Raw genomic sequence first — 16475 nt, 5'->3', positions numbered from 1 at the left:
TTGTGTTATAATCATTGAAAATTGTTATGATTAAAAAACGGGTTTTATCAGGAATTCAGCCGACAGGGAAACTCCACCTTGGTAATCTTATCGGGGCGGTGGAAAATTGGGTCAAACTGCAAACCGAACATCAATGTTTCTTTTTTATCGCTGATTTCCATGCCTTAACGACCGCCTACGCCGAAACCAAACATCTTCGCTCCAGCGTCAAACAATTGACCGTTGACCTGCTGTCAGCCGGGATCGATCCGGAAAAAGCGGTCCTTTTCCGCCAGTCTGATGTTCCTGAACATGCCGAGCTCCACCTGATATTTTCGATGATCACCCCTCTTTCCTGGCTGGAGAGGGTCCCGACTTATAAGGGGAAGATCGACGAAATGAAGGAGAAGGACCTGGGGACATACGGTTTTCTCGGTTACCCACTGCTTCAGGCGGCCGATATCTTGATCTATAAAGCTGATCTGGTCCCGGTTGGCGAGGACCAGCTGCCGCACCTTGAGCTGACCCGAGAGGTCGCGCGGCGCTTCAATTTTCTTTATAAGGAGACGTTCCCGGAGCCTAAGGATGCGCTCACCAATTTCCCGGTCCTGCCGGGGATCGACGGACGCAAAATGAGCAAGTCGTACGGCAACACCATCGCTATTTCTGACCCTCCGGAAGAGCTCCGGAAAAAAGTCGGATCAATGATCACCGACCCGGCCAGGGTAAAGAAAGATGATCCGGGACATCCCGAAGTTTGCCCGGTCTACGCTTATTATCAGGTTTTTGGCAAAGAAATGACCGGGACCGTGGCGGAAGAATGCCGGTCTGCCAAACGGGGTTGTGTCGCCTGCAAGAAAGAGCTGGCAGAGATACTGATCAAATATCTGGCGCCGATCCATGCCCGCCAGGCTCATTACCAGAAAGACCAGGAGCTGGTCGCTAAAATACTGGCGGCCGGAGCGGCCAAGGCGAGAGAGGTCGCTTCCAAGACCCTGAAAGAGGCCAAACAGGCGGTGGGTTTATTATGACGGAAGGAGCACTGCTTAACCGGGAGACTGCTTACCAGATCAAGCTTGAAGTATTTGAGGGGCCGTTCGACCTGCTGTTAAAAGCGATCGATGACGGCAAGCTTGAGGCCGCGGTCGTTTCGATCTCCGACATTATCTCTTCTTATTTTGAATACTGGAAAAACTTTAAACCGGGTTTGATCGCCGCCTCCGACTTTCTTTACATGGCGGCTTACCTGATCGACTTGAAGACCCGAGGGCTTTTGCCGGTCCGGCAGGTCGAAGGTGAAGCGGAAAACGACCTGAAGATCGAGGCGTCGCTGATCTCCCATATCCATGAATATGCCGCCTATAAGCAGATCGCCTTGAATTTGCGCCAGCGTAAAGAGGTTTTTGACAAGATCTATTCCCGCCACGAGGGGGAGAAGGTCGACAAAGAGATCAAGCTGGTCGATGTTTCTTTGCGCGACCTGGTCGTCGCTTTTAAGAAGGTTTATGACGAAGCGGTCGAACGGGAAAACGTTCTGCACATTAAAGCGGAAGAGATCACTCTGGAAGAGCGGATAGTGGAGATCAGGGAGATCTTGACCCGGACACCGGCCGGGGTCCCTTTTGAAGAGCTGTTTATCCGGAAGACCAGACTGGAAGTAGTGGTCACTTTCCTGGCGATCCTGGAGCTGGCCAAGCAGGGAAATCTTGACTTGAAACAGGACCGCCGGTTCGCGACGATCATGATCAGCCTCGGCACCGCCGGGGGAGGGGGAGAGAGAGATGGAAACAGCTGAAAATATTGGTGAGCAAGCGGCCGTAGCCCTTGACCGGTCAAAGATCAAAAGCATTATTGAGTCGGTCCTGTTTGTCGCCCGCAAGCCGTTGTCACCGGACCAGCTGGCGGAAGTATTGGAGCTTTCTCAAGAAGTTTTCCTTCCGGCCCTGGAAGAATTGCTGACTGAATATCAGGCCAGAGGAATTATGATCTTTTCGGTGGCCGGTGGTTACTTAATGGGGACGAACGCCGATAACGCCGAATATGTGCAAAAGGTCCTCCGTCCCAAAGTTGAAACCACCCTGTCGACTCAGGCGCTCGATACCTTGGCGGTGATCGCTTATAAACAACCGGTGACCAGAGGGGAAGTGGAGCGGGTCCGCGGGGTCAATGCCGATTACATTATGGATACCTTGATCTCCAAGCGGCTGATCAAAGAAGCGGGGCGGAGCGAGGCGCTGGGCCATCCATATATATATGTTACGACCGAAAATTTTCTCCGCCATTTCGGCCTTAAGGACCTGTCGGAGCTGCCGCCGCTCCCGTTTGATATCAACGAAACTCCGGTCGATTATCGGTCGGTCTTGCCTGAAGAGCAGGCAGAAACGCCAGTTGAAGCGCAACCGGTCAACGAACCAGGGCCTGATGAGCCATTGACAATAATTACAGGAGAAGAAACTATCGCTTAATATGCTGCGTTACTGGGTGGGGTTGAATATGGTGGAGGGGTTGGGGCCGATCAAACTGCGTCAGCGTTTGGAGCGAGGGGATTCGCCCCAATCTCTTTGCGCCGAATTCAATGCTCCCCTTGACCTTGCCGACCGGCAGATAGAGACCGCGCAAAAGAACAATATCCGCATTATCCAGCTGGTCGACCACGATTATCCGGAAATACTAAAGCAGATCCACGACCCGCCGCCGATCCTCTATCTTCGAGGCGATTTAGTGAAAATGGAGACGGCCGTGGCGATCGTTGGAACAAGAAAGGCGACAGCGTATGGGTTGGAGTGCGCCAGGCGACTGGCCGCGGGCCTGGCCAGCTGCGGGTTGACGATAGTGTCCGGTCTGGCGATGGGGATAGATACTGCCGCTCATGAAGGGGCGTTGTCGGCCGGCGGACGGACGATCGCGGTTCTGGGCGGTGGGGTGGATGCTCCAACCCCGTATTGTAATGCCAGGCTGGCGATCGAGATAAGTAAGAGCGGCGGGGTCATATCCGAATATCCGCTTGGTCAAAAACCGCAGACCTGGAGCTTCCCGCGGCGCAATCGGATAGTTTCCGGTCTTTGTCGGGCGGTGATCGTGGTCGAAGGGGGAGAAAAGAGCGGCGCGCTGATCACTGCCCGGATGGCGCTGGAGCAGGGGCGGGAGGTCATGGCGGTGCCGGGAAGGATCGATTCCGAATTAAGCCGCGGGCCTCATTCACTGATCAAAGACGGGGCTAAGCTGGTTGAAACGGTTAACGATGTCCTGGTTGAACTTAACCTGGAACCCCAAAACAATGAGCGGGAGTGCCGGCCGGCAGCCGCCTGCCAATTAACCCTGGAAGAGGAACGGATCTTTGCCCGCTTAAGCCGGGAGCCAAAACATTTGGACGTCATTGCCGCTGAATTAGCTTTACCCGGATACCAGCTTTCAACCCTGCTTCTTTCTTTAGAGATCAAGCGGGCGGTAAAACAACTCCCGGGCCAATATTACATTATGATATAATGAGTTCGGTCCAGGGCTAGGTGATCTGGTGATCTTGCAAAACCTCTCTAGATTCCCCAGTCCGACAAATATTGGGGGGCTTCATCATGGTTTTATTTTCTGAAATGTTCGCTTCAGAGCTAATCGGCATTCCTGTGGTTGATCGCGTGCAGGAAAACATCGGCAAAGTCAAAGATATTATCATTGCTTTGGGAGAATCCTTTCCCAAAGTTGCCGGCCTTTTGATCATAACCATAGAAGGGGCCGAAAAAGTCCTGTTGATCGGCGAGATCGACCTGATCGGCCGGCGGTTTGTTTCTACCCGCAGTCCCAGGGAGCAGGTTGCGCTGGCGACGCGCCGCGAAGGCGAAGTTATGCTGATGCGGGATATTGTCGACAAACAGATAGTTGACCTGGAAGGGGCGAGGGTTATTCGGGTCAACGACCTGAAGCTGGCCAAGATGAACCAGGATGTCCGGCTGATCGCGGCCGATGTTGGGACGCTGGGGATGCTGCGGCGTTTGGGGTTGGAGGGGGCGGTCAACTGGGTCACTTCGGTCTTTCACCGCCGGATCCAGGAGAGCCTGATCGGTTGGGACCATGTCCAGTGGCTTACTGGAGGCAAGATCGCCATTCCGAGCAAAACTATTTCTGACCTCCACCCGGCCGATGTTGCCCAGATCATTTCCCAGCTCCACGTTGATGAGAAGACAGCGATCTTTTCTTCCCTCGCCGATAAGACCGCGGCCGAAGCCCTGCACGAGCTGGAGCCGATGCTAGGGGCGATCATTGTTTCCAACATTGACACCAAAAAGGCGCTGGGAGTTTTGGAGAAGATGCCGGTCGACGAAGCGGCCGATATTATCGGCGACCTCGCGCAGGAAAAGGCCGAAGAGCTCCTTCGGCTGATGCGGGTCGGTAAAGCGGGGAAGATCCGCGAGCTGCTAAAGCATCACGACCAGACCGCGGGGGGGCTCATGACCACCGAATTTATCACTTTTCCCCAGGATATGACGGTAGAAGCGACGATCGCCAAACTGCGGGAGATCGCCCCGGGGGCGGAGACTATTTATTATTTATACGTGGTCGATGATCAACATCATTTGGCCGGGATTCTGAGCTTGAGAAATTTGATCGTTTCACCGCCGGACCGGCTGATCTCCGACATCATGATCACCGATTTTGTGACTTTGACACCGGAGATGAAAGAAAAAGAGACCGCCGAGATCTTTTCCAAATACAATTTGCTGGCGGTGCCGGTGGTTGATGAGGAAAAGAAGATCCTCGGGATCGTAACGATCGACGACGTGGTTGATTACATTTTACCGCCTGTTGCCCGCCGCAAAAGGCAAAGGATAGGTTAAAATGCTGCGCTACTGGTGGATCAGGGGAATCATTTTTTTATCGGTAATCGGTCCGGGGATCATAACCGGGACCGCCGATAATGATGCCGGTGGGGTCGCGACGTATTCGATAGTTGGGGCTCATTTCGGCTACCGGATGCTTTGGATCCTGATCTTAATTACCATCATGCTTTACGTCACCCAGGAGATGGGTATGCGGCTTGGGGTGGTGACCGGCAAAGGGTTGGCCGATCTGATCAGAGAAAAGCTTGGTTTAAAGAGCGCTTTGATCCTGATCAGCCTGGTCTTTCTGGCTAATTTTTCCAACGTTTTAGCTGATGTGGCCGGGATCGCCTCGGTTGCCGACATCTATGGTCTGCCCCGCTATATTTTTGTGCCGATCTTTAGTGTGCTGATATATTATATTATCGTTAAAGGGAGCTTTAACCTGGTCCAGAATATATTTCTGACCTCATGTATCTTGTTTTTTGGCTACATAATCAATGGATTCCTTGCCAGGCCGGACATTCCGGCAATGGTCCGGGGGAGCTTTGTCCCATATTTGCCGCTAAACCGGGAATATATTTTTACCGCGACCGCTTTGATCGGGACCACTCTGACCGTTTGGGGGCAGTTTTTTGTCCAGTCGTATTTTGTCGATAAAGGGGTAACCAAGAAACATCTGAAAAACGCCCGGCTGGATGTGATCTTTGGAGCAATATGGACCGATCTGGTCGCTTATTTTATCATTATTTCCTGTGCCGCGACCCTTTATGTCAAAGGGGTAAGGATCGAAAGCGCTATTGACGCCGCCCGGGCCCTTGGGCCGCTGCTTGGAGATTTTGCCAAACATCTTTTTGCCTGGGGGCTGCTCAACGCTTCGATCCTCGGAGTTTGCGTTATTTCCATGGGGACCGCCTACGCGATAACCGAGGTCTTAGGAACAGAGCGGAAAGTAAACTCTTCTTACCGGGATGCTCCGCTTTTTTATCTGATCATTGGCTTTTGCATTTTTGTCTGTACTTTTCTGGTCCTTCTGCCGCAATTGCCGATCATGTTCATCCTGGTTGCTTCTCAGGCGTTGAATACAATTATTTTGCCGATCATTTTTGTGGTCATATTACGGCTTATTAACGATAAAAAAATGATGGGGAATCATGTCAACAGCAGCTTGTTCAACGCCATCGCCTGGTTGACGATCGTCTGCTTTACTGTTATTTCCCTGATCATGCTTTATTTGACCTTCTTTTAATTCCATGATAACATTCGACCTTGCATGTTCAAAAAAATACTGATCGCTAATCGCGGAGAGATCGCCGTCAGGATTATCCGGGCGGCCAAAGAGATGGGGATCAAGACAGTGGCCGTCTACTCCGAAGCGGACAAAGACTCGCTGCACGTCAAGATCGCTGACGAATCGTTCTGTATCGGGCCGGCCGCCCCGACCCAAAGCTATCTGAACATCCCCAGCATCATCAGTGTCGCCGAAGTTTCCGGCGCGGAAGCGATCCACCCCGGTTATGGTTTCCTGGCGGAAAATTCAAAATTTGCGGAGATCTGCGCCGCCAATAAGGTCGTTTTTATCGGTCCCGATCCCGAAGCGATGGACAAAATGGGGGATAAGGCGACCGCCCGAAAGACCATGGCCAAGGCCAACGTTCCGATCGTCCCCGGTTCCGACGGGACGATTTCCGACGAAGGGGAGGCGCAGAGAGTCGCCGAAAAGATCGGATTTCCGATCGCTATCAAGGCGACCGCCGGCGGCGGCGGCCGGGGATTACGCATTTGCCTTGACCCCAAGGATTTTCTCCACCTGATGCGGACCGCCAAGAGCGAAGCGGGGGCTGCGTTCGGCAACCCGGAAGTCTATTTGGAGCGGTTCATCGAAGAGCCGCGTCACATTGAGGTCCAGATCCTGGCCGACAGGCACGGCAATGTCGTTTATCTTGGGGAGCGCGACTGCTCGATCCAGCGGCGCCACCAAAAATTAGTTGAAGAATCACTTTCTCCGGTGGTTGACGATCGGACCCGCAAAAAACTGGGGGAAGCCTCGGTCCGGGCGGCAAAAGCGGTCAAGTACCACAGTGCCGGAACCATCGAGTACCTGTTCGACAAGAACGGCAATTTTTATTTTATGGAAATGAATACCCGCGTCCAGGTCGAGCATCCGGTGACCGAGATGATCACCAATGTTGATATTATCAAAGAGCAGATCATGATCGCGGACGGGGATCGGCTCAGGTTCCGCCAGGGCGACGTTAAATACCAGGGACACGCGATCGAATGCCGAATTAATGCTGAAGATCACACCCGCAATTTCATGCCGAGCCCGGGGGAGATCAGGGCTTATCATGCTCCCGGCGGGCCTGGTATCAGGGTCGACAGCCACGTTTATTCCGGCTATTATATCCAGCCGCACTACGACTCTCTCGTCGCCAAACTGATCGCCTGGGGGAAAACCAGGACGGAAGCGATCCAGCGGATGGAGCGGGCCTTAGACGAGTACGTTATCGTCGGCATTCACACCACGATCCCTTTTCACCTGAAAGTCTTGCGCAATGAAGCTTTCAAAAGAGGGGAAGCGACCACCAAGTTTATCGAAGAGCATTTCGGGAGCTGATCAGCCCAACTCCGCCCCGATCCTTCTGAAATTATCGGCGATCTCGCGCATGTTGATTGGCCGTTGATTTATATCAGGATGCATCAATTGAAAAATATAGCGAGCAAAAGAGGTCTCTTTTAGTTCCGCCGGCAGATTGCTTTCTTTGATCAATTCCGCGACCCCCGCGCTCCGATACGCCCAGATATTTTCGACAAAATTATATACCGTGTCGACCGGTAAACGTTCCCCGTAATGAATATGTCCGCCGCCGGAAGCCAGGGTGAAGGCGGTGCTTCCTATTGAGTAGGCATCGATCCTTGGATCTTCTTTCTCCGGCGGCTCAAACACATATTCAGGCGGGAAAAAAGCTAATGTTCCGAAGTGGCCGTTTATTGGCCGGTCGGCAATTCTGGTTGAAGATCCGAAGTCGATTAGGCCAACTATCTGTTCTTCCTGGTCGTATAGAATATGGGCGGGTTTTAGGTCTCGATGGATAATGCCGTGATCATGGACCCTGGCCAGCAGTTCAGACGCCCCGGCAAGCACCGTGCCAGTCAACCAACCGAGCCTTTGTCTGCTTGGTACAAATTTGAGGGTTTGGTCGCTAAAGGCGTTCATTGCTGTTCCATTTACTGAAGAGATAACGATAAACGGCATTTTATAAGGATATGGAGGTTGATTTCCATTTTTAAGCCAATCATGCCAATCCTGGCCAAAGCGCTGGTATTCGATAATGTCAGCTTGTCCGGCGGCCAAAAACCGCGGTACTCTGGGGATGTCAATTAAGGCGGTCAATGTCTCTTTTTCTTTTTCCAACCATTCATAGAGGCCGATTTCAGATCCGTGAGGAAATTTGATGAAAATCGGTTCAGGCTGACAAGGATGGCCAAAAGGTGTTTCAGGCGATATCAAAAAACCGCGATAAACTGGAGCGTTCCCATGTTTGATCCGGCCTTCAACGTCAAGAACAACCAGCCGCCTGTTATTGGCGTCACCAATTATTCTATAATTATCTGGGTTGCGCCAAATGGGCAAGCCGGCGTTCCTGCGGGCCGTTACCGATAGGCTTGGCGCGTTAAAACCAATATATGATTGAAGATAGGTCATGATCCTTGCTATTTATCGTCATAAATGTTGGATAATTTCAGACTTGAATGATATACTGAAGTTATGGGAAAACGAACAACCTCCCGCCGGTTGGCGATGCAGGCCATTTACCAGGCGGAAATATCCAATAATTCGATCGAAGAAGCGCTAAAGAACCTCTTTGAGTCGGAAAAATTCATTGATGAAACAATTGGCTTTTCCGAAAAACTGGCCAAACAGGCCTGGGCCGACCGGGAGTGGAGCGACCAGATAATCGCCAAATTTTCGGTCGACTGGCCTCTGGATAGAATAGGCAAGGTTGACCGGAGCATTCTCCGCCTGTCCTTTAGCGAGCTTAAAGCCGCAGAAACACCCCCTTCGGTCGTAGTTAACGAAGCGGTCGAACTGGCCAAAAAGTACAGTTCCGAAGAGGCGGCTAAGTTTATCAACGGGATACTTGGCGCGTATCTCCGCTTGCCTTAATCCCCGGCTTGAGCCAGACGCTAAAATGTGGTAAAATATCCTTATGTTTACAGGAATAATTGAGCAAATAGGCAGCGTTGCCTCTCTTGTCCGACAAGGGAGTGCGGCCAAGCTGGTCATTTATAGCAGGAAGTATTTTGAAGGGACCAAGGTCGGAGAAAGCCTTGCCGTGAACGGGGTTTGCTTGACCATTACTCACATCCGCCGCGACTACGTTGAGTTTGATCTTTCCTCGGAAACGCTTAAAAAATCCACTATCGGCGAGCTTAGAGTTAGCGATAAAGTTAATTTGGAGAAAGCCCTTTTGGTTACCGCCCGGCTTGGCGGGCACATTGTTACCGGCCATATCGACGGTGTCGGCGAGGTCCGCGAAACTGTCCGCTCCGGTGACGCGATTGAGCTTTATCTTGCCGTGCCGAGCGACCTGATGAATTATTTTGTGGCCAAAGGTTCGATCGCGATCAATGGTGTCAGCCTGACCGTTGCCGGTTTTCGGCAGGGGTTGCTGCGTGTTTCGATCATTCCGCTTACTCTGAAGCAGACCACTTTGGGGTCCCTGACCGCCGGAGACAAGGTCAACATTGAAGCCGACATCTTTTCCAAATATATTGAACACCATCTCCGGCGTGAAGAAGGCGTCGACATGCTCGACGACCCGATGATGCGGGTTGGATTTTTACCGATGGGCTGGATCGAGAACTGACCTTAAATGAACGTAAAATCTAAAATTAAATTCAATACAATTGCCGAAGCGATAGAAGATATCCGTAACGGAAAACTTGTCGTCGTGGTTGACGACGCCGACCGGGAGAACGAAGGTGACCTGGTCGTGGCGGCGGAAAAGATCACTCCGGAGCTTGTTAATTTTATGATCACTCATGCCAAAGGATTGGTTTGCGTTCCCATGACTGGCGACCGGGCCGACGAATTGGAACTTGACCAGATGGTCGGGAACAACCGGGAAAAACTCCGGACCGCCTTTACCGTGTCAGTTGACGCGCATCATCGCTTTGGGGTCTCGACCGGGATCTCCCCGTCGGACCGGGCAAAGACCATTGAAGTTCTGATCAATCCCAGATCAAAAGTGAACGACCTGGTTAAACCGGGCCATATCTTCCCATTGCGCGCTGTTGAAGGGGGGGTCCTGCGGCGGGCCGGGCATACCGAAGCTTCGGTCGACCTGGCCAAGATGGCCGGACTATATCCGGCCGCGGTCATTTGCGAGATCATTCATCAGGACGGCAGCATGGCGAGGGTCCCCCAGCTTATGGAATTTGCCCGCTGGCACAAGCTCAAGATCGTTACCGTTGCCGACCTGATCTCTTACCGGATGAACCACGAAAAGCTGGTCAGGCGGATCTCGACGGTAAAACTGCCGACCAAACATGGGGAGTTTTCGGCCGTGGGTTATGAGAACATCTTAAATGGCGAGAGCCATATTGCGTTGGTCAAGGGGAAAGTAAAAGGGAAAAAAGACGTCCTGGTCCGCGTTCATTCTGAATGTTTGACCGGCGACGCGTTTGGTTCGCTCCGCTGCGATTGCGGCGAGCAACTGGCCAAAGCTCTGGAAAAGATCGAATTTTGCGGCCTTGGGGTTTTGCTTTACATGAGACAGGAAGGGCGGGGAATAGGACTGAAGGACAAATTACGGGCGTACGAACTGCAGGAGCAGGGGTACGATACTGTTGAAGCGAACGAAATGCTTGGTTTTGCTCCTGACCTGCGCGATTACGGGATCGGGGCGCAGATCCTTTGTGACCTGGGCTTAACTTCGATCAAACTCTTGACCAATAACCCAAAAAAAGTTGTTGGTCTTGCGGGATACGGGCTAAAGATCACTCAACGACTGCCGCTTGAAGTGGGGTCAAATAAATTTAACGAAAAATACTTGCGGACAAAATCCCGCAAGCTGGGCCATTTATTAGAGGGGGTTGTTAAACATGGTAAAAGTGATCGCCGGAAATCTGGAAGCAAGTAAACTTAAGTTTTGCCTGATCGTTTCCCGGTTCAATGAAATGATCTCGAAAGGATTGGTTGGAGGGGCGGAAGACTGCCTGAAGCGCCACGGAGCCAAAGACGAGAATGTGACCATTGTCTGGGTGCCGGGAGCGTTTGAAATGCCGTTGGTCGCGCAGAAGCTTGCCAAGAACTATGACGCGGTCATCTGCCTTGGCGCGGTGGTCAGGGGTGGAACGCCGCATTTTGAATATGTCGCTTCCGAAGCGGCCAAGGGGATCGCCCAGGTTGGCCTGCAGACCGGTGTCCCGGTGATCTTTGGCGTTTTGACGACTGACAACCTGGAGCAGGCGCTCGAGCGCTCCGGAGTCAAATCAAATAAAGGGTTTGCCGCCGCCCAATCAGCGATTGAAATGGCAAACCTGGGTAAGGAGATATAAGCCAGTGGCAAAAGTCGTATTAGAGAACGTTTTTAAATATTTCGATGATGTCGTCGCGGTCAAGAACGTCAATTTGGAGATCAAAGACAAGGAGTTTGTCGTACTGGTCGGGCCGTCCGGCTGCGGCAAGACGACCACTCTCCGGATGATCGCCGGGCTTGAAGAAGTTTCTGAAGGGAAGATCTATATCGGCGACCGGCTGATCAACGATGTTCCCCCTAAAGACCGGAACATTGCCATGGTCTTCCAATCCTATGCTTTGTATCCCCACATGAAAGTATTTGATAACCTGGCTTTTGGACTAAAGCTTCGCGGTTTGCCCAAAAAGGAGATCGATGAGCGGGTCAAGGAAGCAGCTGAAAGCCTGGAACTGACCAAGCTGCTTGATCGATTGCCCAAACAACTTTCCGGCGGCCAGCGCCAGCGGGTCGCGCTTGGCCGGGCGATCGTCCGCAATCCCCAGGTTTTCCTGATGGACGAGCCACTCTCCAATCTTGACGCAAAACTCCGTGTCCAGATGCGGGCGGAGCTCCAGCGGCTCCACAAGCGCCTGGAGACGACGATCATCTACGTGACTCACGATCAGGTTGAGGCGATGACCCTGGGGCAGAGGGTTGCCGTGATCCTGAACGGCGAGCTCCAGCAGGTTGAAAATCCGGTCAGCATTTATGAAAAGCCGGCCAATCGCTTTGTTGCCGGGTTCCTTGGTTCACCCCAGATGAATTTTATCAAGGGGATGATCAGGAAGAAGGCCGGGAAATATAGCTTTGAAGGGGAAGCCTTTACCTTTTTTGTTCCACCGGAAATTGACGGCGAGCTGGCGAACCATGTTGACAAAGAGGTCGTTTTTGGAATGAGGCCGGAAGACCTTTGGGATGTTCCTTCTTCCACCTGGCTGGAAGAGCAGCATCGTTTTCATATTAAAGTTAAAGTGGATTTCAGGGAGATGATGGGCTCCGACATCAATGTCTATGTCAAGGCGGGGAAAGATCAGATGATCGGCCGCATTGGGACATTTGCCGACCCAAAGCCGGGAGCCGAACTTGACCTGGTCATGGACCTGCGAAAGATCCACTTTTTTGACCCGGAGACCCAGAAAGCGATAGTCTAGGAAGAATAGGGAATTAGGTGAATAGGGAGAAGTTGATATTTGAAAAATCTTCACCTGGCGCGATCGGTTGTTCGCTGCCAGAGCTGGATGTTCCGGAAGTTGAGCTGGAAAAACTTATTCCGCCTGAGCTTATCAGGGGCGACCTTGACCTGCCGGAACTGACCGAGCTTGATGTTGTCCGCCACTTTACCCGCTTGTCGCGAATGAATTTTTCAGTTGATACTCAGTTTTACCCCTTAGGTTCCTGTACCATGAAATACAACCCCAAAGTTAACGAAGATGTTGCCAGTTTGCCGGGCTTTACCGAACTTCATCCATTACAGGAAGAAAAAGATATCCAGGGGATGCTGGAGCTCCTGTACAATTTTGAGCAGTACCTTTGCGCGATCTTTGGTTATAACGCGTTTACCCTTCAGCCGGCTGCCGGCGCGCACGGTGAGTTGACCGCCCTGATGATGATCAAGGAATATCACCGGGATAAAGGTGAAAAAGAGAGGCGCAAAGTCATTATTCCCGATTCCTCTCACGGGACCAATCCGGCTTCGGTGGCGATTGTCGGGTACGAACCGGTTGTTATTAAGTCTAATGAACGGGGAAATATCGATGTTGCGGCGGTCAAAGCGGCGCTTGGGCCAGACACCGCCGCGCTAATGCTGACCAATCCCAATACTCTGGGACTATTTGACGAGCATATTCTGGAGGTTGCCGAACTGGTCCATAAAGCGGGAGGGCTACTTTACTACGACGGAGCAAATGCCAATGCCAATCTTGGGATCTGCCGTCCGGCTGACCTGGGTTTTGATGTTGCTCATTTCAACTTACACAAGACTTTTTCTGCACCGCACGGCGGTGGTGGGCCGGGGGCCGGGCCGGTAGGGGTCAACAAAAAACTGGTCCCGTTTCTTCCGACGCCGCGGATAGTTAAAAAAGGGAAGAAATACAAGTTTTCTTCTGACGTTTCTCCGAAATCGATCGGCCGGGTCCATCCTTTTCATGGCAATATAAACGTTATTATTAAAGCATATGCTTATATCCGCTCCTTAGGCGGAGCAGGGTTAAAAAAAGTTTCTGAAAAGGCGGTTGAGAACGCCAATTACATGATGAACCGGCTCAAAGAACATTATTGGCTTCCTTACGACCGACCCTGTCAGCATGAATTTGTCCTGTCGGCCAAGTGGCAAAAAGAAAAATACGGGGTCAAAGCGCTCGATATCGCCAAAAGATTGATCGACTACGGGTTTCATCCGCCGACGATCTATTTCCCGCTGATCGTGGAAGAGTCTCTGATGATCGAGCCGACCGAGTCGGAATCAAAAGCGACCCTGGACGAATTTTGTGACGCGATGATCGCCATTGCCAAAGAGTGCGAAACAACGCCGGAGCTGGTGAAAAATGCGCCTCAAACCACGCCGGTAAGAAGGCTGGATGAAGCGAAAGCGGCCAGAGACCTTAACCTGCGCTATTTTTTCGGCGGAAAATAATCCGGTCGCGGGCCGACAGCCGGAAAAATCATTTCCAAAGGACTCACCGGGGGAATGTGGTCATCAATAAAGGTCAGATTCTCATTTGTTGAAAAAAAGTAAGTGCCTGATGTTTCCCGGCGGATTGTTTTTTCCCTGGTGCCAGCTGGGCTTCTTTCTATTAAAAAAGCTAACCCGCTATTTAATAAAGCCGCGAAATCAGCCGCTATCCCTAAAAAAACTTCCCGGCGTAGGGAGGGAGGCAAGGAGTTTGCTCCGTTGGTTGATCCTTCGTCGATTGCTTTGTATCCCTCAAGCAGTCTCATGACTTCTTGCCGAGGCGCGAGAAAAAAGAGACGGTCATTTCCCTCGGTCGGAATAAGCGGTCGATGTTCACCTTTGATGCCACGAAAGAACAAAGCCTTGGCCCCCCCTGGCTTATCAGCCGAGACGACGGTTCCCCAGCGAAGCGGGAGAATTGAGCTAAGTCTACTGATCAGCGGCATCTACGTTTTCCAATGGATCAATGGCGATTAAGCGGCTGTTTGGGTTAAGCAGGGAACGCATCCCCTGAAAGAAAGAGGCGAGCGCACCCAGCAAATGCCCCATTTTCAGCCGCACGTAGGAGAGTTCAAAAGCGGATGTCGAGTCGTGAGGATTGATTGCCAGCGCGTGCTGGAAGCAGGTGGCGGCTGACTCATAATCTTTGCCTTTACTCCAGGCTAGACCTAGAACCTGCCATATAAAGTATCCCCGACGGCTCTCATCTGGGTTCCGTTCAGCGATCGTTTCAATGACGTAATTGTGGTCGAGCAGCAGCGCTTTTTTATAATACCGCTCCATGTTGTTGATGTCTCCCAGGTGGCCAGCCGCTTCCCCCGCCAGACAGAGGAGGTAACGATCGTTTTGAAAGACATTAAGGGCCTGGTGAATAACAACTTCGGCGTCGCCGTATTGTCGCAGATCCAAAAGAGCTTTTGCCAGATTATAGCGGGCGGTCCGGTATTGTGGGTCCAGCGTGATTGCCACCTTGAAACAGGCGACGGCGTTTTCCAGGTTGTTCAGGAAAGAGCGGCCGCTGGTTAATGTTTGCGGGAAGAGCTCCGCCAATTTAATTTTAATAATTAGACGATTATTGGGCGTGACTCCATTTTTGGGATTGCTCCGGTCAAGCTTGAGGCCAGACGATGATGAGTCAGCGCTGTCGAGTAATAGATTAAAAGCGGCGGCAATCTGGGAAGGTGAAGGGTTTGGCCCGAGCCCCTGACTGGTAAAGTATTTGTCTAACTCAGGTTGAGCGGCCCGCTCGACGGCAAACGCCGCGGCGTTGATTTCACGTTCGGTGAATGGGATAGTCCCTTGCTTATTGCCGATTTTTAGTTTGGCGAGCCCCAGGGCGTTGAAGGTTCTCTGGCTTTGATTTTGTCCAGCCAGCGCGGCGCCAGCGACGCAGTCGTTAAGCTCCTGGCACCATTCGGCATGTCCCAGGCCGATCGCGTCCTGCTGGACGCGCCAAAAAATCCGGTTGGTGCAGCTTTTCATATAGACAGTAGCGTCGTCAACAATGGTGCCTGGCCTTTCTGGTATTTCCGCGAAGGAATGTCTGGCGGCATCCAATAAATAATACTGATCGCGGCCGGTATAATCGTTTCTGATGGTAACGACGACATTAGCGTGAGACTCGTTCTCTACCATGTTGAATTCAGCGGTGAGGCCGGCGGCGCGGAGCAGAGAAATTAACAGTACGCTGAATTCAAAACAAGTCGCGACTCGCTCTCCCGGGGGGAGGGTGATCATCTGGTTGGGAAGGATACTGCCGTATTTCAACCTGGCGGCCGCCGATGGGTCTTCGCTGTATCGGACGCCTAACCCGCCGGAAACAGTTGGGAGCCCCCAGACGGTGCCTAACTTTTTTGAATAGGAGGGAAAGATCTTTAAATTTATTCGAGAGAGGGAAACGGCAATTTCTTCAGATTGATTTACAATTGAAGTTAATATTAACAGCGAGTGATAAACAGGTGAATATATCTCTGGAGCATTTCCCCGGAGTTTTCCTAAATGTCCCAAAACAGCGGAATCGCTCTGCATAATAGGATGCTGGAGCCCCATTTTTTCTAATACAGCCAAAAGATCTTTATTTCGTTCTGATGAACTGCCGCCATGATTTAGCAGGGCGGCGAAGACTTGACTCCGATTGCCGGTTTGTGGGAGAACAAGAGAAGGGTGAGCACCAATAAACTGTCTGACAAATGTTGTTTTTGGTGGTTGACCAGCGTTACAGTGCAAACCTTGTCTGACACTTGTCGGTCCTGGTGTTCGCATTTTGAATGGCCCCCTAAAGTATATTTTTTCGCTCGTATATAATTATCGTTAAATAATTGAGGAAATTTCATTAGTTGATCCGGGGCTTAGAAAGTTCTATGGACATGGTGACCCCCCTCAGTTAATTAAGATCGGATATATCAGCGAGATATACTATAGAAAGCTCAAGCAGATCTTAAGAAGCCGTGTCATCACACACGGGAAAGGAGTCACCAGTGGCAAGTGTAT

The 16475-nt window shown here is 51.6% G+C and carries 16 protein-coding genes; 13 read left to right on the top strand and 3 right to left on the bottom strand.

Annotated elements, in window-relative coordinates; genetic code table 11:
• Nucleotides 1-26: 26 nt before the first annotated feature.
• From trpS to accC, 7 genes are all read left to right on the top strand, one after another.
• On the top strand, nucleotides 27-1010 hold the full coding sequence (trpS, locus tag KKF06_03865; protein ID MBU1616906.1) for a tryptophan--tRNA ligase: 984 nt from the start codon (nucleotides 27-29) through the stop codon (nucleotides 1008-1010).
• Nucleotides 1007-1774 (top strand): segregation/condensation protein A, encoded by a 768-nt coding sequence (locus tag KKF06_03860; protein MBU1616905.1) that lies wholly within the window; start codon nucleotides 1007-1009, stop codon nucleotides 1772-1774. The genes trpS and KKF06_03860 overlap by 4 nt, the downstream gene beginning before the upstream one ends.
• The gene (gene scpB, locus KKF06_03855) at nucleotides 1761-2444 is read left to right on the top strand and encodes an SMC-Scp complex subunit ScpB (GenBank protein ID MBU1616904.1); all 684 of its coding nucleotides are present in this window, start codon (nucleotides 1761-1763) and stop codon (nucleotides 2442-2444) included. The genes KKF06_03860 and scpB overlap by 14 nt, the downstream gene beginning before the upstream one ends.
• Nucleotide 2445: 1 nt before the next feature.
• Complete coding sequence (gene dprA, locus KKF06_03850) at nucleotides 2446-3465, top strand: DNA-processing protein DprA (protein ID MBU1616903.1); 1020 nt, start codon at nucleotides 2446-2448, stop codon at nucleotides 3463-3465.
• An 86-nt stretch (nucleotides 3466-3551) separates the two neighbouring features.
• Nucleotides 3552-4808, top strand: a complete 1257-nt coding sequence (locus KKF06_03845) for a CBS domain-containing protein (protein ID MBU1616902.1) — start codon at nucleotides 3552-3554, stop codon at nucleotides 4806-4808.
• Nucleotide 4809: 1 nt separating this feature from the next.
• Nucleotides 4810-6039, top strand: coding sequence for a divalent metal cation transporter (locus KKF06_03840; GenBank protein ID MBU1616901.1), 1230 nt, complete (start codon nucleotides 4810-4812; stop codon nucleotides 6037-6039).
• Between the two features lie 24 nt (nucleotides 6040-6063).
• Nucleotides 6064-7407 (top strand): acetyl-CoA carboxylase biotin carboxylase subunit, encoded by a 1344-nt coding sequence (gene accC / locus KKF06_03835; GenBank protein MBU1616900.1) that lies wholly within the window; start codon nucleotides 6064-6066, stop codon nucleotides 7405-7407.
• On the opposite strand, the gene KKF06_03830 is transcribed toward accC, so the two are convergent.
• Nucleotides 7408-8496, bottom strand: coding sequence for a phosphotransferase (locus KKF06_03830; protein MBU1616899.1), 1089 nt, complete (start codon nucleotides 8494-8496; stop codon nucleotides 7408-7410).
• Between the two features lie 63 nt (nucleotides 8497-8559).
• On the opposite strand from KKF06_03830, the gene nusB reads away from it, so the two are divergent.
• The 6 genes from nusB to gcvPB are packed head-to-tail and all read left to right on the top strand — an operon-like array spanning nucleotide 8560 to nucleotide 13946.
• Nucleotides 8560-8958, top strand: coding sequence for a transcription antitermination factor NusB (gene nusB, locus KKF06_03825; GenBank protein ID MBU1616898.1), 399 nt, complete (start codon nucleotides 8560-8562; stop codon nucleotides 8956-8958).
• Between the two features lie 43 nt (nucleotides 8959-9001).
• Nucleotides 9002-9661, top strand: coding sequence for a riboflavin synthase (locus tag KKF06_03820; GenBank protein MBU1616897.1), 660 nt, complete (start codon nucleotides 9002-9004; stop codon nucleotides 9659-9661).
• 6 nt (nucleotides 9662-9667) lie between these two features.
• Nucleotides 9668-10936, top strand: a complete 1269-nt coding sequence (locus KKF06_03815; protein ID MBU1616896.1) for a bifunctional 3,4-dihydroxy-2-butanone-4-phosphate synthase/GTP cyclohydrolase II — start codon at nucleotides 9668-9670, stop codon at nucleotides 10934-10936.
• Entirely contained in the window at nucleotides 10899-11354 is a 456-nt protein-coding gene (gene ribE / locus KKF06_03810; protein ID MBU1616895.1) for a 6,7-dimethyl-8-ribityllumazine synthase, read from the top strand. Before KKF06_03815 ends, ribE begins: the two co-directional genes overlap by 38 nt.
• A complete protein-coding gene (ugpC, locus tag KKF06_03805) occupies nucleotides 11323-12465 on the top strand; it encodes a sn-glycerol-3-phosphate ABC transporter ATP-binding protein UgpC (protein MBU1616894.1) in 1143 nt (380 codons plus the stop codon). Before ribE ends, ugpC begins: the two co-directional genes overlap by 32 nt.
• Nucleotides 12466-12482: 17 nt before the next feature.
• Nucleotides 12483-13946: an aminomethyl-transferring glycine dehydrogenase subunit GcvPB gene (gcvPB, locus tag KKF06_03800; GenBank protein ID MBU1616893.1), complete on the top strand. Its 1464-nt coding sequence runs from the start codon at nucleotides 12483-12485 to the stop codon at nucleotides 13944-13946.
• Here gcvPB and KKF06_03795 read toward each other — a convergent pair.
• Both KKF06_03795 and KKF06_03790 read right to left on the bottom strand, forming a co-directional pair.
• A complete protein-coding gene (locus KKF06_03795) occupies nucleotides 13925-14431 on the bottom strand; it encodes a hypothetical protein (GenBank protein ID MBU1616892.1) in 507 nt (168 codons plus the stop codon). The two genes, gcvPB and KKF06_03795, sit on opposite strands and share 22 nt — an antisense overlap.
• Nucleotides 14415-16052 carry a tetratricopeptide repeat protein gene (locus tag KKF06_03790; protein MBU1616891.1) on the bottom strand — a complete coding sequence of 546 codons (1638 nt, stop codon included), beginning with the start codon at nucleotides 16050-16052 and terminating at the stop codon, nucleotides 14415-14417. Before KKF06_03790 ends, KKF06_03795 begins: the two co-directional genes overlap by 17 nt.
• Nucleotides 16053-16475 lie beyond the last annotated feature (423 nt).

This window comes from Candidatus Margulisiibacteriota bacterium, from assembly GCA_018822365.1.
Classification (GTDB): domain Bacteria; phylum Margulisbacteria; class WOR-1; order O2-12-FULL-45-9; family XYB2-FULL-48-7; genus XYB2-FULL-45-9.
This window is presented reverse-complemented; position numbering and strand designations above follow the sequence as displayed.